The organism is Natrinema sp. 74 (assembly GCF_046097095.1).
GTDB lineage: Archaea > Halobacteriota > Halobacteria > Halobacteriales > Natrialbaceae > Natrinema.
Window position 1 is genome coordinate 3,602,384 of record NZ_CP175698.1, and the last position, 18,380, is coordinate 3,620,763.

The 18,380-nt window shown below is 64.9% G+C and carries 17 protein-coding genes; 9 read left to right on the forward strand and 8 right to left on the reverse strand.

The annotated features are described in order from the left end of the window. Positions 1 to 107: 107 nt before the first annotated feature. The 4 genes from ACJ70B_RS17945 to ACJ70B_RS17960 all read left to right on the forward strand — a co-directional run bounded on the left by ACJ70B_RS17945 (position 108) and on the right by ACJ70B_RS17960 (position 3,573). Positions 108 to 320 (forward strand): hypothetical protein, encoded by a 213-nt coding sequence (locus ACJ70B_RS17945; RefSeq protein WP_408958354.1) that lies wholly within the window; start codon positions 108 to 110, stop codon positions 318 to 320. A gap of 81 nt (positions 321 to 401) precedes the next feature. Then, entirely contained in the window at positions 402 to 1,262 is an 861-nt protein-coding gene (locus ACJ70B_RS17950) for an HpcH/HpaI aldolase/citrate lyase family protein (RefSeq protein WP_408958355.1), read from the forward strand. A gap of 107 nt (positions 1,263 to 1,369) precedes the next feature. Continuing rightward, entirely contained in the window at positions 1,370 to 2,626 is a 1,257-nt protein-coding gene (locus tag ACJ70B_RS17955) for a Glu/Leu/Phe/Val family dehydrogenase (protein ID WP_408958356.1), read from the forward strand. Positions 2,627 to 2,751: 125 nt separating this feature from the next. After that, on the forward strand, positions 2,752 to 3,573 hold the full coding sequence (locus tag ACJ70B_RS17960) for a DUF6517 family protein (protein ID WP_408958357.1): 822 nt from the start codon (positions 2,752 to 2,754) through the stop codon (positions 3,571 to 3,573). A gap of 52 nt (positions 3,574 to 3,625) precedes the next feature. Here the strand turns inward: ACJ70B_RS17960 and ACJ70B_RS17965 are convergent, their stop codons facing one another. Both ACJ70B_RS17965 and ACJ70B_RS17970 read right to left on the reverse strand, forming a co-directional pair. Beyond that, complete coding sequence (locus ACJ70B_RS17965) at positions 3,626 to 4,768, reverse strand: acyl-CoA dehydrogenase family protein (protein WP_408958358.1); 1,143 nt, start codon at positions 4,766 to 4,768, stop codon at positions 3,626 to 3,628. Between the two features lie 62 nt (positions 4,769 to 4,830). Continuing rightward, positions 4,831 to 6,003: a hypothetical protein gene (locus ACJ70B_RS17970; protein WP_408958359.1), complete on the reverse strand. Its 1,173-nt coding sequence runs from the start codon at positions 6,001 to 6,003 to the stop codon at positions 4,831 to 4,833. A 159-nt stretch (positions 6,004 to 6,162) separates the two neighbouring features. Here ACJ70B_RS17970 and ACJ70B_RS17975 point away from each other — a divergent pair, with 159 nt between their 5' ends. From ACJ70B_RS17975 to ACJ70B_RS17990, 4 genes are all read left to right on the forward strand, one after another. Then, positions 6,163 to 6,972, forward strand: a complete 810-nt coding sequence (locus tag ACJ70B_RS17975; RefSeq protein ID WP_408958360.1) for an RIO1 family regulatory kinase/ATPase — start codon at positions 6,163 to 6,165, stop codon at positions 6,970 to 6,972. 84 nt (positions 6,973 to 7,056) lie between these two features. Beyond that, on the forward strand, positions 7,057 to 7,572 hold the full coding sequence (locus tag ACJ70B_RS17980) for a hypothetical protein (protein WP_408958361.1): 516 nt from the start codon (positions 7,057 to 7,059) through the stop codon (positions 7,570 to 7,572). 671 nt (positions 7,573 to 8,243) lie between these two features. Beyond that, on the forward strand, positions 8,244 to 9,818 hold the full coding sequence (locus ACJ70B_RS17985; RefSeq protein WP_408958362.1) for an aldehyde dehydrogenase family protein: 1,575 nt from the start codon (positions 8,244 to 8,246) through the stop codon (positions 9,816 to 9,818). A gap of 87 nt (positions 9,819 to 9,905) precedes the next feature. After that, positions 9,906 to 11,027, forward strand: coding sequence for a pyridoxal phosphate-dependent aminotransferase (locus ACJ70B_RS17990; protein WP_408958363.1), 1,122 nt, complete (start codon positions 9,906 to 9,908; stop codon positions 11,025 to 11,027). A gap of 137 nt (positions 11,028 to 11,164) precedes the next feature. Here the strand turns inward: ACJ70B_RS17990 and ACJ70B_RS17995 are convergent, their stop codons facing one another. Then, on the reverse strand, positions 11,165 to 11,725 hold the full coding sequence (locus tag ACJ70B_RS17995) for a DJ-1/PfpI/YhbO family deglycase/protease (protein ID WP_408958364.1): 561 nt from the start codon (positions 11,723 to 11,725) through the stop codon (positions 11,165 to 11,167). Between the two features lie 162 nt (positions 11,726 to 11,887). Here ACJ70B_RS17995 and ACJ70B_RS18000 point away from each other — a divergent pair, with 162 nt between their 5' ends. Next, on the forward strand, positions 11,888 to 12,853 hold the full coding sequence (locus ACJ70B_RS18000) for an NADPH:quinone reductase (protein WP_408958365.1): 966 nt from the start codon (positions 11,888 to 11,890) through the stop codon (positions 12,851 to 12,853). Between the two features lie 55 nt (positions 12,854 to 12,908). On the opposite strand, the gene ACJ70B_RS18005 is transcribed toward ACJ70B_RS18000, so the two are convergent. The 5 genes from ACJ70B_RS18005 to ACJ70B_RS18025 all read right to left on the reverse strand — a co-directional run bounded on the left by ACJ70B_RS18005 (position 12,909) and on the right by ACJ70B_RS18025 (position 18,292). Beyond that, positions 12,909 to 13,298: a hypothetical protein gene (locus tag ACJ70B_RS18005; protein ID WP_408958366.1), complete on the reverse strand. Its 390-nt coding sequence runs from the start codon at positions 13,296 to 13,298 to the stop codon at positions 12,909 to 12,911. A 124-nt stretch (positions 13,299 to 13,422) separates the two neighbouring features. Beyond that, a complete protein-coding gene (locus ACJ70B_RS18010) occupies positions 13,423 to 14,430 on the reverse strand; it encodes a TIGR04024 family LLM class F420-dependent oxidoreductase (RefSeq protein WP_408960135.1) in 1,008 nt (335 codons plus the stop codon). A gap of 187 nt (positions 14,431 to 14,617) precedes the next feature. Next, on the reverse strand, positions 14,618 to 16,345 hold the full coding sequence (locus tag ACJ70B_RS18015; RefSeq protein WP_408958367.1) for an alkaline phosphatase D family protein: 1,728 nt from the start codon (positions 16,343 to 16,345) through the stop codon (positions 14,618 to 14,620). 145 nt (positions 16,346 to 16,490) lie between these two features. Beyond that, positions 16,491 to 17,888: a M14 family zinc carboxypeptidase gene (locus tag ACJ70B_RS18020; protein WP_408958368.1), complete on the reverse strand. Its 1,398-nt coding sequence runs from the start codon at positions 17,886 to 17,888 to the stop codon at positions 16,491 to 16,493. Positions 17,889 to 17,995: 107 nt separating this feature from the next. Beyond that, complete coding sequence (locus ACJ70B_RS18025) at positions 17,996 to 18,292, reverse strand: hypothetical protein (protein ID WP_408958369.1); 297 nt, start codon at positions 18,290 to 18,292, stop codon at positions 17,996 to 17,998. Positions 18,293 to 18,380: the final 88 nt, after the last annotated feature.

Sequence of the window (18,380 nt, forward strand, 5' to 3'; positions counted from 1 at the left end):
ACGACGAACTGCTTAGTACGCGGGGCTGCCCACTCCGGGATGAGTCCGTTCGTCACGGTCGTTCGTGCCACACAACCACTAAATCCGCAGAATTCCTAGGAACTCCCATGCCAACGTACACGTACCGCGACGATTCGCAGCCGCCGCCCGAGCGGCGAAAGACCGTTCTCTTCTGTCCCGAGTGTGATCATCAGGGCCCGCTCACCGACGACTGGGACGCGACGACGGAACGTGGCGATCGACTGCTCGTCTGTCCCGCCTGCGGGACCGTTGTCGACCGCCGGTCTCGGACCCGGTGCGATCCGGCCGAAGCGGCGTAACTCGAGCGCGGTCCGCTCTTCCGATCGCGTTTCAGGTTCCATCGAGCCAACGGCTTTACTCCCGGACAAACGACCGTTTGTATGGCCCGCAGAAGTGTACTGTTCACACCCGGTGACCGGCCCGAGATGTGCCGCAAGGCTCCCGAGGCGGGGGCCGATGTAATTATTTTCGACCTCGAGGACGCCGTTGCCCCGCAGTCCAAGGGCGAGGCCCGCGGGGCCGTCCGTGACGTGCTGTCCGAGCCCGACTTCGACCCGGACTGTGAGGTCTGCGTTCGCGTCAACGCCGCCGACGATGGACGGGCCGACGACCTCGAGACGCTGTTCGCGGATGGAGTTCCCGACGCGCTCGAGAGCCTCATGCTGCCGAAGGTCGGCTCCGCCGACGACGTTCGCGACCTCGCGAGCGACCTCGAGGCCGCGGGTTCATCGCTGCCGATCTTGGCGCTGCTCGAGAACGCCGCCGGAATCCTTGCAGCGCCCGAAATCGCGGCCGTTCCCGCGACCGACGCGGTGGTGTTCGGCGCGGAGGATCTCGCGGCGGATATCGGCGCGACGCGGACCGCCGACGGAACCGAGGTGCTCTATGCACGCGAACGCGTCGTGCTCGCGGCGGCGGCCGCCGACTGTGCGGCGATCGACACCATCGTCTCCGATTTCGAAGACGAGACCGCGCTCCGTGAGGACGCCGAATTTGCCGTCGAACTCGGGTACGACGGGAAGTTGGCGATCCACCCGGCACAGGTCGGCCCGATAAACGAGGCGTTCACGCCCTCGGCCGACGACCGCGAATGGGCCGAGCGCGTTCTCGCGGCCAAGCGCGAGGCCGATGCCGAAGGACGCGGCGTCTTCGCGGTCGACGGCGAGATGATCGACGCACCGTTGATCGCCCGGGCCGAACGGATCCGCGACCGAGCCGATGCCGCTTCCGACGAAAACTGACCAAACAGTCAGTATAAATAGTGATTAAATCCGCATAGGTTGACACCCATACCCTTCCATGGTAGACATTCGCTACGCTTATCCCGAGTCGACGAAACCCCTATCGTATGAGCCAGGAAGCCAATCCGTTCGAGAGCCTGCAGTCGCAAATCGACGAGGCCGCGACCTACCTCGACATCGGCGACGACGTGATCGAGCGCCTCAAATATCCCGAGCGCGTCCTCGAGACGAACCTCACGATCGAACGCGACGACGGCACCCTCGAGCGATTCAAAGCCTTCCGATCGCAGTTCAACGGCGACCGCGGACCGTACAAGGGCGGCATCCGCTACCACCCGCAGGTCTCCCGCGACGAGGTCAGGGCGCTGTCCGGCTGGATGACCTACAAGACTGCGATCGTCGACATTCCGCTCGGCGGCGGCAAGGGCGGCATCATCCTCGATCCGGACGACTACTCAGAGAGCGAGCTCGAGCGCCTCACCCGCTCGTTCGCGAAGGAACTGCGACCGATGATCGGCGAGGACCGCGACGTGCCCGCGCCCGACGTGAACACGGGCCAGCGGGAGATGAACTGGATCAAAGACACCTACGAGACCTTAGAGAACACGACCGAACCGGGCGTCATCACGGGCAAGGCGCTCGACTCGGGCGGCAGTGAGGGCCGCGTCGAGGCCACCGGCCGCTCGACGGTCATCGCCGCGCGCGAGGCCTTCGACTACCTCGACAAGGACCTCGAGGGCGCGACCGTCGCCGTGCAGGGCTACGGCAACGCCGGCTGGATCGCTGCGAAACTGATCGACGAGATGGGCGCGACCGTCGTCGCCGCCAGCGACTCGAGTGGCGGCATCTACAACCCCGACGGCTTCGACCCGGTCGCGGCTAAAGACCACAAAAACGAGACCGGCAGCGTCGTCGGCTACGAGGAAAGCGAGGAGGAGATCACCAACGACGAGGTGCTCACGCTCGACGTCGACCTGCTGATCCCCGCGGCACTCGAGAACGCGGTCGACGAGGACCTCGCCGCGGACGTGTCGGCCGACGTCATCTCGGAGGCGGCAAACGGGCCGTTGACCCCCGCGGCCGACGAAGTCCTCAAGGAGAAGGACGTCTTCGTCATCCCGGACATCCTCGCGAACGCGGGCGGCGTCACCGTCTCCTACTTCGAGTGGGTCCAGAACCGCCAGCGCTTCTACTGGTCGGAAGAGCGCGTCAACGAGGAACTCGAGACGGTCATCGTCGACGCCTTCGACGCGCTGGTCGAGGCCTACGAGGAGAACGACCTCGACAACCCCCGAACGGCGGCCTACGTCGTCGCCATCCAGCGCGTCGCCGACGCCTTCGCGGAAGCCGGCAGCTGGCCCTGATCGCTCGTCCGCCCGTCGGTTCGCGGCACCGGCCGATTCCCGGCTGAGCGCCCGATTATTCTCGTATTGACAGACGGTCGCCGTTCCAATAAACACTTACCAACCGGACCGTCATTTACAGGGAAATGAATCGACGACGCGTCCTGGCAGGGATCGGGGCCGCCGGTCTCGCCAGCCTGTCCGGTTGTCTTGGACTGGTCGGCATGGCCAAACACGAGTCCGCACCCGCGGGCGTCAAGAGCAGTACCCGCGCGGAAACGGGCTACGAACAGACCGCCGTCGAGGAGATCGGCGTCAAGAAGGAGGTTCCCGGCGGAGGCATCACCGGAACGGTCTCGGTGACCAACCACATGACGAAACACGAGAAGACCGTCGACATGGGGCCGCTCGGGCGCAAGCGCGGGGCCGTCTTCAACGTCCTGACGACCCCGAAAGTCAAACTCCTCGGCAAACAGTTCAACCCCGTCGAGGAGATGTCGACCAAGGAACTCGTCGAACTCGTCGAGAACAACTACAACGGCATCGGAAACATCTCTCACGAGGAAGACACCGAGATCACGATCCTCGAGGAGACAACGACCCGCTCGCGGTTCACCGCCGACGCGAAATTCAACGGCCAGAGCGTCACGGTCGACCTCCACATCACGAAAGCGGTCGAGGCCAACGGCGACCTGATCGTGACGATCGGCGTCTATCCCGAACAGCTCCGGATGCAAGAGGAGCCAAACGTCACGGCGCTCGCTAAAGCGGTGACGACCGAGATCGACGAAAGCACCGCGGGCGGCGATGGCAGCGGAAACGAGAGCAGTGGCGATAGCGGTGGAAACGAGAGCAGTGGCGATAGCGGTGGAAACGAGAGCAGCAGTGAATCGAACAGTACGGACGAGCAAGACTCGGACGGCAATCAAAGCGACGGGAACGAAAGCGACGGCGGCGTCCTCGGCTGAGTTCGCGCGGTGCCGGAGCCGCCGTGAGCTGCGAGCCACGGGCCACGAGCGATCAGAGACCGAGTTCGCGCCCGATGACGTGGTGTTGAATCTCGCTCGTCCCCTCACCGATCTCCATGAGCTTCGCGTCGCGATAGAAGCGCTGGGGGGCGAAATCGGTGGTGTAGCCGTAGCCACCGAGCACCTGGACGGCGTCTTCTGCGACCTCGCGAGCGGCCTCGCTGGCGTCGAGTTTCGCGAGCGCGGACTCTCTAGTCACGGGCTCGCCCCGATCGTATGTCCGGGCGGCCTGCCGAGTGAGCAGCCGCGCGCGCTCGGTCTTGCGATACATGTCGACGATCGTGTCCCGGATCGCGTCGAACTCACAGATCGGCTGCCCGAACTGCTCGCGCTCTTTGCTGTAGGCTTTCGCGTGTTCGTACGCACCCTGTGCGAGCCCCGTCGAGAGCGCGGCGATCGAGATTCGGCCGCCGTCTAAGGTCGTCTTCGTCTGCTCCCAGCCGTCGCCTTCATCGCCGAGCAGGCGGTCTGCGGGCAGGCGCACGTCCTCGAGCGAGATTTCGCAGGTCGGCGAGGCGTTGAGCCCCATCTTGTCCCAGATCGTCGTCACCTCGAAGCCGTCGTCCTCGCGGGGGTCGACGATGAACGTCGAGATGCCGTCGGAGCCCGCGTCGGGGTCTGTGACGGCCTTGACGAGGACCGAGCCCGCCTCCGAGGCGTTCGTGATGAACTGCTTGGTCCCGTTGAGCACCCATTCGTCGCCGTCCCGTTTGGCTCGAGTATCCATATCGGAGGCGTCGGAGCCGCTGTCGGGTTCGGTCAGCGCCCAGCCGCCGACGTACTCGCCCTCGGCGAGCGGGCGCAGCCAGCGTTCTTTCTGGGCCTCGGTGCCGAACAGTTCGATCGGTTTCGACGCAAGAGACGTGTGTGCGACGTAGGAGAGCCCGATCGCGCCGGAGACACGGCCGAGTTCCTCGGCGACCAGCGCGTACATGAGCGTCTCGCCGCCGAGACCGCCGTACTCCTCGGCGATCGGCACGCCCATCATGTCGAGTTCGGCCAACTGGTCGAAGATTTCCGTGGGGAACCGGTGTTCGTCCTCGATCTCCTGGGCGATCGGCTCGATCTCCGTCTCGCAGAACTCCCTGACAGTCTCCCGGATCATCCGGTGTTCGTCGGGCAGATCGGCGGCCATACGTGATACTCGATCGTCTGTGAGATAAGCCCACTGCCGATACTCGGTCGCCGAGGTCGGGGCTATCGCCAGCCGCCGTTTTGGTCGTCGTCCTCGTCGTCAGTGTCGTCCCAGCCGCTCGAGCGACCCCAGTCCGTCTCGTCGTCAGGGTCGTCCCGACCGCGGTCATCGTCCCAGCCGGTTTCGTCATCGAACTCGTCGGGCCGACTCGTCGGATCGCGGTCGTTCGGACGGGCACGCCAGTTTGCCGCCCCCTCGCGGGCCGCCGCGCGCCGATCGGGAATCAGATCGAGGGCTGTGTTCGTGTCTCCGAGTAGCAACAGCGCGTAGTACTGGAAGTAGGCGGCGACCGGTGCCCAGACTGCGCCGAACAGGAGCAACCCGAGCAGCGCACCGAGCAGGCCAACGGGAATCGAGAGCAGCGCACCGAGCGAGCCCAGCGCGAACACGAGGAGCGCGATGACGATGACGAACGGGACCACGAGGACGAGCGCGGCGAGTCCGGCGACGATCCAGACCGCGCTCCCGGCGACCAGTTGGAGGATCCAGACCACCAGTAGATACACGAGGTACTCGGTCCAGTTCGGACGCAGCGTCCCCCAGAACCGACGCCAGGCTCCGAGGACGCCTCGATCCTTGAGCAGCATGATCGGCGCGACGAACGCGGAGGTGAACTGCGACAGGAGCCCGTAGAGCAATCCGACGATGATCGCGTACGGGAGAAACGCCAGAGCGGAGCCGACCAAGAGCGTGACCTGCCCGCCCATCGCGAAAAAGACGACGAGCAGAATCGGCACGCCAAGGAGGAGCAGCGCCGCGAGCCCGAGTCCAAGTCGAAATAGGAACAGCGACAGGCCGCGGCCGGTGTTGGTCCCGAAGTAGCGTCTGATGTGGACCTCGCCCGTCCGAAGCGACTCGAGGAAGACGAACGTCATGACGGCGGAGAGAAATTCGTAGCCGAGCCAGAGGACGAGGAAGATCGCGAGCACGACGAGCCCCCAGAGCAGTAGTTGCGACGTCGGAGCGGGCTCTTCGATCTCGGATGGCCCATCGTCTTGTACGGGGCCGTCGGTGACCGGGCCGACGTTCCCGCCGGACAACGCCGGTGCGCCGAACCCGAACGATGTCACGAACAGGACGACGATCGCGAGGCGCAACCACTGGGCCGCATCGATCGGTGCGAAAAACTCCCGCGTTACGTCGATCGCATCGCTCAGGGTATCGATCGCAAACATTTCCCTCAGATACCATGTCAGCGGTGATAGTAGTGTTGTATCGTCCCGCAAGTCGCTCGGCGGACGGCAGTTTCTCGCTCCAATATGTCACATGCTATGTCACATTCAGTCGATGTCACTTCGAGACGCATTTAACGCCGCCGGCCGTGATTCCGATGTATGGACATCCGCCGGCTCGCACGTGGCACCGTGGAGTGGAGCCGCATCGAGCGTGTCGTTCGCACGCTGGCGGATCGGTACGACCGCGACGGGGTCCGCGTGGAGTTCCTCGAGGCGGACAACTGGCTCTCGACACCCTGTGTCATCGACGACGAGTGGTTCGTCAAGATCGTCTCTCGACAGAACGCGCTGGTCCACGCCGTCCTGACGACGGGCCGGAATGTCGGCGCGTTCTCCTCGGGCACGGAGGGCTTTTTCGACCGGTTCGACACGCCACGCGAGATGGTCGAACACGAGTACGCGGCGACCGAGCGGATGCGCGAAATCGGCGTCAACGCGCCTCGGCCCATCGACGCCTTCGAAGTCAACGGGCTCGGCGTCCTCGTCCTCGAGTACCTCCCCGATTTCGAGTCGCTCGACGATGTCTCCGACGACGTGGTCGCCGAGCGCGCGCCGGAACTGTTCGAGATGCTCGCGACGCTGCACGATCACGGGCTGGCCCATGGCGACCTGCGGGCCGAGAACATCCTGCTCTGTGACGACGAGTTCTACTTCATCGATGCCACCAGCGTTCACGACGACCGCGTTCCAGAGACGACCGCATACGACCTGGCCTGCGCGCTGGCCGTCCTCGAGCCCCGGATCGGTCCGCGAGACGCCGTCGACGCGGCCGCGACCGTCTACGACGGCGATACGCTGCTCTCGGCGCGGGAGTTCCTCGATTTCGTCCGGCTCCGACCCGACCACGAGTTCGACTCGACGACGCTGCGTAGCGAACTCGAGAAGGCGGCGGACCTGACCGAGCAGTGACGTGGCCGCGACGCGCCGCCGAACGCCGTCCCACAGGCCACTGCAGGCACCAGCGGTTTTCGCGGACTGGCGCTACGCCGACGTATGTGCGCGACGTTCACCGACGACGACGTCGGCAAGCGGGTCGAGACAGAAAGCGGCGAGCCGATCGGCGCTGTCAGGATGACCGAGGGGGACACGGCGTACGTCGACACCGACGAGGACGCGGCGAGTGCGGTGCAGGCGATCCTCGAGTCCGACGCCGGCGAGAAGGTCGTTCCGATGGACGAGAGCGCGGTCAGCGAGATCACCGACGAGGCGATCCGACTGACGGACGAGCGCGCGTCGCCGGACGACGCCGTCGGGACCGAGCCGGTCATCGAGCGCGACGAGGGCACCGAGGGCCGGGTCGACAGCGACGAGCAGCGGACGCTTGGGACGGAGCCGGGCGATCCCGGCGAGCCGGCCGAGCGCGTGGAGGGGCGGTCCGGGCAGGACATGGAGCCGTCGACCGAGGAGATGGACGAGGCGGGAAAAGAGCGCCACGCCGACAAGGAGGACGCACCGCCGGAGGGAGACCGAACCGTCACGACGGAGCGTGGGGAGAAGGAGGATCAGTGAGACGCGTACCCACGGACTCGGTCGGACCGGCCCGATAGCGGGAGTGACAGACAGAAAACACTGCCACCGTCGTCGGAGTGACAGACAGGCGACACTGCCACCGCCGTCGGCCCGAAAGCGGCGGCTCGAGCGGGCGTTGCGCGACTGGAATCGAGAACCGTTCAACGAGAGCTGAGCCGCTATCTCGGTCATCGAATGACGCGTGTCGCGATCCGAACTGAAGACCGAAACCTGTCGGTCCGTTCGAAGGCGAGACGGCTCAGCCTCTTGTCGTCCAGCTGTGCCCACAGTTAACACACGTAAGTTCGACTTCGACGCCCGGTTCCAGAAGCCAGCTGGCGTTCTGTTCTCCGCAGTTCGGACACGAATCCTCCTCCATATCGATGACCTAAACAGGGATCGAAATAAGGCGAATCGCTAGCCAGATTGGCTGTGTGCGATGGAGTGACAGTTCAGCCCACGGTGTCCGATAGGCGACGGTCCGCTCGGTCCGCGTCGGTCACCTGTCGAACCCAGTTAGCCCTGATTCCGACCCCCGTTGGGCATCCATCTCCCGCCATTCGGCAGTGGCCGACTAGTCAGTCCCCGGTTCGACGCCCGAACCCCGCGACCGTATTCGTTCTATGTGAACTACCAGCAAGATTTTCAGCGCGCCGGCCCTTGTTCTCAGTATGAGCCAGCAAGTCACCGAACAGGGGCGCGGTCACTACATCGGCGGCGAGTGGACCGACACAGGACGGAGTCCCGCGGGCAGTCGGACGACGTCCGACGACAGCACGGGGGATACCTTCGAGAGCGAGAACCCCGCTACCGGGGAGGCGCTGGCGACGTTCGAGCGCGGCACGGAAGCGGACGTCGACGCCGCACTCGAGGCCGCCGATGACGCCTTCGAGGAATGGCGCGACCTGTCGTATATCGACCGCGCAGAGTATCTCTGGGAGATCTACCACGAACTCCGGGACCGCCACGAGGAACTCGGCGAGATCGTCTCGAAGGAGTGTGGCAAGGAGATTTCCGAGGGGAAGGCGGACGTGACCGAGGCCTGGCACATGGTCGAGTGGGCGGCGGGCAACGCGCGCCACCCCCACGGCGACGTGGTTCCCTCCGAAGTCGCGGGGAAAGACTCCTCCATGCGGCGCAAGCCGCGGGGCGTGGTCGGCTGCATCACGCCGTGGAACTTCCCGGTCGCGATCCCCTTCTGGCACATGGCCATCGCCCTGGTCGAGGGCAACACCGTCGTCTGGAAGCCCGCCGAGCAGACGCCGTGGTGTGGCCAGATCATCGCCGAGATGATGGACGACGCTGGGGTTCCCAAGGGCGTCTTCAACATGATTCAGGGCTTTGGCGACGCCGGCGCGGCCATCACCGACGACGGGCGCGTCGATACGGTGCTCTTTACCGGCTCCGCCGAAGTCGGCCACGAGATCGCGGGCAAAGTCGGCGGCGAACCCGGCAAGCTCGCGGCCTGCGAGATGGGCGGCAAGAACGGGATCGTCATCACCGAAGAGGCCGACATGGACACCGCGGTTCACGCGGCGATCATGTCGAGTTTCAAGACGACCGGCCAGCGCTGCGTCTCGAGCGAGCGCCTGATCGTCCACGAGGACATCTACGACGAGTTCAAAGCGCGATTCGTCGACATCGCCGCGGACATTTCGGTGGGCGACCCGCTCAAGGAAGACACCTTCATGGGACCGGCGATCGAGGCCGACCACGTCGAGAAGATCCGCCGGTACAACGAACTGGCCCGCGAGGAGGGCGCGACCGTCCTCGTCGACCGATTCGAACTCGAGGAGAGCGAGATTCCGGAGGGTCACGCCGAGGGCCACTGGGTCGGCCCGTTCGTTTACGAAATCGACTACGAACCGGACCTGCGTTGTCTGAACGAGGAGTGTTTCGGTCCCCATGTCGCCCTCATCGAGTACTCGGGCGACGTTGAGGACGCGGTCGAGATCCACGACGACACCCCCTACGGACTGGCGGGCGCGATCATCTCCGAAGAGTACCGGCAGCTCAACTACTTCCGGGACCACGCCGACGTGGGCTTGGCGTACGCGAATCTGCCGTGTATCGGCGCGGAGGTCCAACTTCCCTTCGGTGGTGTCAAGAAGTCGGGCAACGGCTATCCGAGCGCTCGCGAGGCCATCGAGGCCGTCACCGAGCGCACCGCCTGGACGCTGAACAACGCCGACGAGATCGAGATGGCCCAGGGCCTGTCGGCGGACATCAAGACGTCCGAGGACTGAGCGCGTTCGATCGAACCCGCCGCCGACCGCGTCGGCGACCCGTCGAACACATCAAGAGTTATCGGGGTCGACACCCCCCGTATAGCCATGACCGAGTTCGCAGAGCGAGTCGAGCAGGTGTCGATCAGCGGCATCCGTAAGGTGTTCGAGGCCGCCGGCGACGACGCGATCAACCTCGGGCTCGGCCAGCCCGACTTCCCGACGCCGGCCCACGCCCGCCGAGGGGCGATCGAAGCCATCGAGTCCGGACAGGTCGACGCCTACACCTCCAACAAAGGGACCCCGCAGCTTCGAGAGGCGATTGCGGCGAAGTACGACCGCGACTACGGCCTTGAGGTCGACCCCGTGGACGTGATCGCCACCTCGGGCGGCAGTGAGGCCTTACACATCGCGCTCGAGGCCCACGTCGACTCCGGCGAGGAAGTGATCTTCCCGGATCCCGGCTTCGTCTCCTACGACGCGCTGACCCGGCTCGCCGACGGGACGCCGAAGCCCGTCCCGCTGCGCGAGGATCTCACCCTCGACCCCGCGACGGTCGAGGACGCCATCACCGAGGAGACGGCGGCGTTCGTCGTCAACAGCCCCGCAAACCCGACGGGCGCGGTCCAGAGCGAGGCCGACATGCGCGAGTTCGCTCGTATCGCGGACGAACACGACGTGCTCTGTCTCTCCGATGAGGTGTACGAACACATCGTCTTCGATGGGAACCATCACTCTCCGCTCGAGTTCGCCGAGACCGATAACGTGGTCGTCATCAGCGCCTGCTCGAAGACCTACTCGATGACCGGCTGGCGGCTCGGCTGGGTCGTCGCATCAAATCGGCGTATCGAGCGCATGCTCCGGGTCCACCAGTACGGGCAGGCCTGTGCCTCCGCGCCCGCACAGTTCGCCGCCGAGGCCGCCCTGACGGGACCACAGGAACCGGTCCAAGAGATGGTCGAGACGTTCGAAGAGCGCCGCGATCTCGTGCTCGACGGGCTCACGGATGCGGGTCTCGAGGTGCCCACGCCAGAGGGAGCCTTCTACGCGATGCCGAAGGTCCCCGAGGGCTGGTGTGACGAAGTGATCGATCGCGGCGTCGTCGTCGTCCCCGGCGACGCATTCGGGTCAAACGGCGAGGGCTACGCCCGCCTCTCGTACGCGACCGGCACCGAGGAACTGAAGGAAGCGCTCGAGATCATCGACGACGCGACTCGAGCCGTTCAGTAGGCGTTTAGCTCTCACGTAATGTGCTATCGTTGTCGACTTTCTATTGTATCCGCGACAGATGGGACGACACATACTCTTGTACGTCTCCCAAATGCCACTGTCCTCTACGATCAACTTCGCTATGTCGACTGAAACTCCTATTCAGTGGCGAATACATCTATGATCGTCTCGCAGAACGCCTCGAGGTCGTCCGGGTTCCGGCTCGTCACCAGTCCATCGTCGACGACGACCTCCTCGTCGACCCACTCGCCGCCGGCGTTGCGGAGATCGGTCTGCAGGCTGTGATACGAGGTCAGCCGGCGGCCCTCGACGGCGTCGGCTTCGATCAGCGTCCACGGGCCGTGACAGATCACGCCCGCCGGCTTGCCGTCTGCGAGGTGCTCTCGTAGCAACTCGACGCCGTCCTCGTCGGTTCGGAGCGTGTCCGCACCGACGGTGCCGCCGGGGACGATCAGCGCGTCGTAGTCGTCTGCGGCGACCGCATCGAACGTTCGATCGATCTCGTAGCTCTCGCTCTCCTCGAGGTCGTTATTGACGGTTTGACCCTCGCCCGACTCGCTGCCGAGCACGTCGACCGTCGCTCCGGCGTCGGCGACGGCGTCTCTCGATTCGGTGAACTCGATCTCTTCGGTGCCCGCCGACGCGAGGAAGACGCCGACCGTCGCGCCCTCGAGTGGCTGGTTGTCGGAGTCACTCATGTCGAGTCGGACGGCCGGAGCGCCGACAAGGGTTCTACTTGCTGGTGCAACAGCGGCCGGCGTTCGCGGACGCGGCGAGCGACGAGACCGGGTCGACGGCGGCTCGTCTCCGGACCCGTCACGTGTACCCTTATGCCGCCCCGTTCCGTGGTCTCGAACGATATGCGCGCTGTACGCCTTCACGAACACGGTGACGCGGACGTGCTGCAGGTCGACGAGATCGATCGCCCCGAACCCGACGAGGACGAACTACTCGTTGAAATCGCCGCCGCGGGCGTCAACCCGGTCGACACCTACTTCCGGGACGGCTCGTACACGCCGGTCGACGTGCCGTTTACACCCGGTGTCGACTTCGCGGGTACCGTCACCGAGACGGGCACGGCCGTCGAGGAGTTCGACGAGGGCGACCGTGTCTTCGGGACCGGAATCGGCAACGGCGGCTTTCAGGGCTCCTACGCCGAGTACGCGACGGTCCCCACGGACCGCGTCGTCCACTTGCCCGATGGGGCCGACATGACCGAGGCGGGCGCGGCGGGCGTCGCCGCCGTCACCGCCTGGCGCGCGCTGATCGACCACGCCGACCTTGAGCCCGCGGAGTACTGTCTCGTCCACGGTGGCTCCGGCGGCGTCGGCCACGTCGCGGTCCAGATCGCGGCCGCGGTCAGCGCACGCGTGATCACCACTGCGGCCGAGGAGTACCACGACGCGCTGGCCGACTACGGAGCCGAGACGGTACTGGACTACGGCCGCGACGACCTGACAGACGCCGTGCTCGAGGCCTCGAGCGGCGGCGTTGACGCCGTGTTAGACCACCGGCTGGACGAGTATCTGCAGTTCGACGCCGAGGTCGCGGCGACTGGCGCGCGCGTCGTCGGCATCGGTGAGAACAGCCCCGATCCGGGCTTTACGAACGACGGTGTGGCCCGGTCGAAGGACGTCTCCTATCAGTTCATGAGTATGTTCAACACGCCGGATCTGCGTGTGCCGCTTCGCGGCGTCGCCCACCTGATGAACACGGGCGACCTCTCGATCGACGCGGCGCGGACGTACGACCTCGAGGAGGCCGCCGACGCCCAGCGCGCGGTCATGGAAGATAGCATCCTCGGGAAGTTAGTGGTAGTGCCATAATCCCTCGAACCCCGACTTCCGCGCTCCGCTGTGGGTGATGAAACGAAAACCGAGGCTACTGTGGCGTGTCGCAGACGGCCGGTTGGCGCGAGAGCAGCGTTCGACCGCGATCGGTGAGCGTGACCGTCTTCGTCGCAGACTCGAACTCGACTGCATCCGCTGCGGTCAGTTTCGGGATGTGGGTGTGGTGTAACGAAATCTGTACCTTACGGCGGTCTCGCGGCGACACGTCGCCGTGATCCGAGATTGCGTTCGGCTCCGAGGCCGCTTCCTCCGTCGCGATCACGACGGCCACCTCCGGAAGAGGGGCCGAGCCGCCGACATCCTCGAGATACTGCAACAGCGCGCGTCGTCGGCGATCTGCTAATAGATCCATCGCCGTGTCGATGTCGTCCGAGTCGCCGAATGCGGTGAGACGTTCGGGCGAGTTGAGTAGCGGGATCATACCATCAGTTGGGGTCGCGGAGTACTTATACGGCGTGTGAGTGCAATCGAAACACAAGCCGCTTCGTCGGCTGAGAGCCGCCGAGAGCGCCTGAAGGACCGTTTGAGGGTCGGCGTTCGATCCCCTACGCGAGGTCGGCGATCGCTTTCATCGTCGTCCGCTTGTCTTCTTCGGTCATCCCGTCGACGAAGCCGATTCGAACGGCGTCGACCCCGTCGATTTCGCCGTACTCCTCGAGCCATTCGCGGACCTCTGCTGGGGTGCCCGCGGGTGCCAGCTCGTCGAGCAGTTCGTCGGGCAGTGCCGCGGCCATCGCGTCAGTATCGCGGTCGTCCCAGGCGGCCCGAATCTCCTCAACGATGTCGGGGTAGCCCTGTTCGGCGACCGAGTCGCCGTAGTAGGGGCCGTAGGCTCCGAGCATGAACGCGACCGTACTGCGGGCTTTCGCACGGGCCTCCTCGCGGTCCTCGGCGGCGATACAGCGGACGATCGGGGCCACCCGCAGGTCAGCGAGGTCCTTGTCGGCCAGTCCGGCACCGCGCTCTAAGTCCTCGAGCCGAGTCCGAAGCCCGTCAGCGGTGAACAGCTGGGGAGCCCAGCCGTCGCCGAATCGACCGGCCATCTCGGTTGCCTTCGGGCCGAGGGTGCCCAGATCGATCGGCGGCGGATTCTCGGTCGGGCCGCGCTCGTAGCCCAGCCCCGGAATCTCGAAGATCTCACCCTCGTAGGCGGGGGAACCCTCCTCGAAGACCGCGCGCATGATCTCGATCACTTCGCGAGTCCGGCGCAGCGGACGGTCGAACTCCATACCGTGCCAGCGCTCGGTAATCGCGGGCGAACTCGGGCCGATCCCGAACCGATACCGGCCGTCGGCCGCGGCCTGCAACGTCAGCGCCGTCTGAGCGAGCATCGCCGGCGTCCGCCCGTACGGCGAGATCACGTCGGTGGAGATGCCGAGGTCGTCAGTTCGGTCGGCGGCCAGCGTCAGCGGCGGCACGATGTTCCAGCCGGTAGTCTCGCCGACCGTGAGCCGGTCGAACCCCAATTCCTCCGCTTGAACGGCACGGTCGCCGACGTCCTGAGGCCGGTCGTAGTCGCCGAGGCGAATCAGCAGGTCCAGTTCGGCGTTCATCGCGCTCCCCTCCGCGTCGGTATCGGTGTCGGTAGAATCGATCGATTCGCTGCCATCACCTGTTAGCGTGGCACGTATTCGCATAAAATGGTAGCGTTTCCGTCCAATCGCGCGCTCGAGCGGTCGCGGATCGATCGCAGGCCGTTCGCGGTAGCGCCGGTGCGACGCTCGAGCGGCCAATCAGAGGCTATACGTCCTCGAGTTGCGAGTCACCGTCGGGCGTGCGATAGCGCGCGACCGTCGTTCGGTCGGCATCGAGCGGATCCGCGTCCTTGTCGACGCCGCAGACGGTGTACGTGCAGTGATCTCGCGTGAACTCAACGACGGCGTAGCCGTGGCGGTGCCAGTCGACGTACTCGAGGTGGTCGTTGGCTGATTTGGCGAGTTCGCCCAGCGCGTCGGCCGCCCAGCCGCCGGGGAAGTCGACGACATCAGCGGCGTTAACACTCGTGATCGCGGGCGTCATCAGTTCGACGCCGATGCGGTCGGCCGTCTCGGACGGTTCGATTTCGCCGTAGCCCGCCTCGACGTAGCCGGCCAGCGACGCGTGGAGGTCGCCGGTCAACACGACGAAGTTCCGCGGCTCGGCGTCCGCGACGTGTTGCATGAGTTCCCAGCGTTCGTGCTGGAAGCCGTCCCACGAGTCGTGGAACAGTTCGGCCTGAGACCAGCCGTCGCCAACGGTCAGGGGCATCGTCAGCACCTCGTTGGCCCAGACCGTCCAGACGGCACTCGAGTCGTCGACCCAGTCTTTGAAGTAGCGCTTTTGCTCGTCGCCGAGCATCGTCCGTCCCTGTGCTTCCTCATCCGTACAGGTGAGTCGTGCGTTGCCACAGGGAGGGCCGTCGCGGAAGAGGCGTTCGTCGGTGACGGTCAGATCCACGAGGTCGCCAAACTGCAGGTCTCGCCACAGGCGGAGCTGGTCCTGTAAATCCGGCTCCGTCGAATCGAACTCGACGCGGGCCGGGATGTACTCGATCCAGGCCTGTATGCCGTCAGCCGTGATCTCCATCGCCGTCTCCGGCCGCTCGCCGCCGTCCTTATCGGGAAGTACCGGCGCGTCGGTGTCGGCGTCCCAGTAGCGATTGTTGCCGATCTCGTGATCGTCCCAGCCGTGGATAACGGTGTGTCGCTCGAGGGCCCGCTGGAGGTGCTCGTTGCCCTTGTAGATGCGGTAGAGCGTCCGGAAGTCGGCCAGCGATTCGGCCAGCTCGGCTCCGCTGGGGAGGTCGAAATCTCGTCCGTCTTTGACGTCCGTCGTCGGCGAGGTGTAGGCTCCGTTGGCGGACTCGTAGATGAAGTCCCCGAGGTGGACCACGAAGTCGACGTCTTCGGCCGCGATATGGCGGTAGGCTCCGTAATACCCGTTCTGGTAATCCTGACAGGTCAGGACCGCGACCGACAGCGAGTCGGGGCTGGCGTCGGCCGCCGGCAGCGTCTGACAGCGGCCGGTCCGCGTCGCAACGCCGTCGTAGACGAACCGATAGTAGTAGCGCCGAGCCGACTCGAGAGCCCCATCGAGGTCGACCTTGACGGTGTAATCGTGTGCGCTCGAGAGTCGGTCGGCGGGGACCGTTCCCTCGTAGACAACGGTCTCGAAGCCGTCGTCGACCGCGACCTGGACGCCGAGTGGCTCCCCGGCGATGACCGCGTCGGGAGCGACTCGCGTCCAGAGGATGACGCCGCTCTCGGTCGGGCCGCCGCTGGCCACCGACTGCGGGAAGATCGCGTCGGGATCGGCCGTCTCGTCGATCACGAAGCCGCGTCGATCGTCGGTCGTCTGTGCCGCCACCGGCTGGACGATGTGGCGCTGGGCGAGGATCGCTGCGAGGCCGCCAGCGACCGAGGTGGTGCCGATGCTCTCGAGTACTCCCCGTCGGTTCGTCCGTTGCCGTGTGCCATCTTGTCCGGGCATACGGTAGTACTCGCAGAAAACAGTGATGAAATATTATATTTCATATATTTAGGAGAATATATTTGTATTGTATAAGTTGTGTATATATACGCTTGCGTTCAGATGAACGTCTTGGGCGGAAGCGCAAAACGACGACTGGGCGACGTCACTCCTCGGAACAGTTCTGGCGGTAGTCTAGACAGCGCAGTCCAGCGCGAGCCTGGATCGTGACGAGTTTCCAAATTGGAATCGTCTCGTAGTCTAACTGGTCTCGTATCGCTCCAATTCGCTCGCGGAAAGTCCCCTCAAGCGATGCTTTCGTCTCCGTGAGCGTCTCGCGAGCGTCCTCGTCGGCGCTCATCGCGGCGTGGTCGATCGACCGCAACAACATGCCGAGGTAGGTCAGTAGATGATACTGTCTGAGGTAGCGTTCGTCGACGTGCTCGGCGACGGTTGCCGATCTGTCTGTCTCCACAGTCGATTCCACCCACTCGAGTTTCGACTCGAGTTCGTTCTCGAAGTGGGGGACGGCACCCTCCGCTTCTCGAGCCATCGGCGTGTCCGGCAGGTATGCAGCGACGGCCTCGACCCCGTCTCGCATCTCCTTGAGGAGCGCCTGCTGAGTTCGGACGCCCTCGCGAATGACATCCGTTCGGGTGCGGTCCAATTCGGTCCGGTCCTGAATCTGCGGGTCGTGGAAGTACGGTAGTTCGACGACGAATTCGACGACATCGTCGTTGAACCGCCTGGCGTAATCGAAGACGTTGCCGCCGAGGAGCGCTTCTTCGGGGTCGATATCGTCGTGATTTCTCACATCGTCGAACTGATCTGCAAAGGTCGGAAGCCGATAGATGGCGTCGTCGAACGACTCCATGGTGAACCACTCTGGTTCACCTCGATGTAGTGGGACATCGTACTCGTTTGGGAGCGACGAGAGCACGTCGGAGAGCGGTTCGAGAGGTTCGGAGAGGTAGTAATAACAGCCGCCGAACGCGGCGTTGTGGAAACTGTAGACGAACTCCGGGCGATGGGCCTCGATCAGATCCATCAGCACTCGCGTTTCCGGCGCTGGCTCGTCGAAGGAGTAACCCTCGTGGTCGACCGGGAACGTGGCCTCGACCTGCTCGTCCGGCGGCGTTCGGTAGAAGTTCAGCGCGTAGTTCGAGAGCGTGAACGGCCCGTCGAACCAGCCTTCGTTGAGCCGGACGCCGTCCGGATCGGCGACGGGCAGACAGTGAAACTCGTAGTCGAGCGACGCTCGCAACTCGTCGTTCGTCGCGAGTTCGTGAAGCAGAAAGTCGATCGTCATCGAACCGATCGGTTCGTTCGGATGGGGAGCGCCGAGCAGGAGCGCACTCCGGTCGCCGTCGCCGACGGTCACCGTCCAGATCGTCTCGCCGTTCGCACTCTCGCCGCGTTCTCGGTACTCGACGTGGTCGTGGGCGGCCGCAAGTGCTCGGTCGCGATCGCGGTGCTCGTCGACCGTGAGAAACGATTCGTAGCGGGGAATTGCGTCGTCGATCCATTCGAACGTGCGCGACGATGCCGACGAAGGACTTGTCATGCAGACTCGAGTTCGACGAGTCCCGACATAAGTGCTACCTGAAATTTATGAAAGAAAGGAATGCTGCGTCGTACGGTCGGATCGCGCCGGAATGGGACTGAATGCGACTACGGAGGCGTCGGCCCGTCGCCCTCGAGAATCGTCGCGCAGATTCCTTTGGCCGCCTCGAGGTGTTCGTCGGCTCCCTCGTGGCCGGTTACATCGATCTCCGCCAGCAGCCCGCGGATCTTCGCGACACGCTCGAGGGTAGTCTCCCGGTCGAGATCGTTGCTCGCGATGTCTCCCGCGATTGCTTCGGCCTCGCCGAGCCAGCGGTTCGCCGTCCGATCGATCGGCACCTCGGCGGTCGCCTCGAGGTGGCGATGGAGTCGCCGGGTCTGCGCTGGAAGCGAGTCGTCAGTCATAGGCGCTGGTACGGCGGCGGGCCCCGTAGTGGTTCCCGTCAGCAGCCGTCGAACCGGTGGGAAACGTTGATGCCGGTCCTGACCAACG

Bases quoted from the DNA above. Each gene is read 5' to 3' on its own strand.
- ACJ70B_RS18020 (WP_408958368.1), bottom strand. From the start codon at position 17,888: ATGACAAGTCCTTCGTCGGCATCGTCGCGCACGTTCGAATGGATCGAC.
- ACJ70B_RS18000 (WP_408958365.1), top strand. From the start codon at position 11,888: ATGCGCGCTGTACGCCTTCACGAACACGGTGACGCGGACGTGCTGCAG.
- ACJ70B_RS18010 (WP_408960135.1), bottom strand. From the start codon at position 14,430: ATGAACGCCGAACTGGACCTGCTGATTCGCCTCGGCGACTACGACCGG.
- ACJ70B_RS17945 (WP_408958354.1), top strand. From the start codon at position 108: ATGCCAACGTACACGTACCGCGACGATTCGCAGCCGCCGCCCGAGCGG.
- ACJ70B_RS17960 (WP_408958357.1), top strand. From the start codon at position 2,752: ATGAATCGACGACGCGTCCTGGCAGGGATCGGGGCCGCCGGTCTCGCC.
- ACJ70B_RS17965 (WP_408958358.1), bottom strand. From the start codon at position 4,768: ATGGCCGCCGATCTGCCCGACGAACACCGGATGATCCGGGAGACTGTC.
- ACJ70B_RS17995 (WP_408958364.1), bottom strand. From the start codon at position 11,725: ATGAGTGACTCCGACAACCAGCCACTCGAGGGCGCGACGGTCGGCGTC.
- ACJ70B_RS18005 (WP_408958366.1), bottom strand. From the start codon at position 13,298: ATGATCCCGCTACTCAACTCGCCCGAACGTCTCACCGCATTCGGCGAC.
- ACJ70B_RS17990 (WP_408958363.1), top strand. From the start codon at position 9,906: ATGACCGAGTTCGCAGAGCGAGTCGAGCAGGTGTCGATCAGCGGCATC.
- ACJ70B_RS18025 (WP_408958369.1), bottom strand. From the start codon at position 18,292: ATGACTGACGACTCGCTTCCAGCGCAGACCCGGCGACTCCATCGCCAC.
- ACJ70B_RS17985 (WP_408958362.1), top strand. From the start codon at position 8,244: ATGAGCCAGCAAGTCACCGAACAGGGGCGCGGTCACTACATCGGCGGC.
- ACJ70B_RS17975 (WP_408958360.1), top strand. From the start codon at position 6,163: ATGGACATCCGCCGGCTCGCACGTGGCACCGTGGAGTGGAGCCGCATC.
- ACJ70B_RS18015 (WP_408958367.1), bottom strand. From the start codon at position 16,345: ATGCCCGGACAAGATGGCACACGGCAACGGACGAACCGACGGGGAGTA.
- ACJ70B_RS17955 (WP_408958356.1), top strand. From the start codon at position 1,370: ATGAGCCAGGAAGCCAATCCGTTCGAGAGCCTGCAGTCGCAAATCGAC.
- ACJ70B_RS17970 (WP_408958359.1), bottom strand. From the start codon at position 6,003: ATGTTTGCGATCGATACCCTGAGCGATGCGATCGACGTAACGCGGGAG.
- ACJ70B_RS17950 (WP_408958355.1), top strand. From the start codon at position 402: ATGGCCCGCAGAAGTGTACTGTTCACACCCGGTGACCGGCCCGAGATG.
- ACJ70B_RS17980 (WP_408958361.1), top strand. From the start codon at position 7,057: ATGTGCGCGACGTTCACCGACGACGACGTCGGCAAGCGGGTCGAGACA.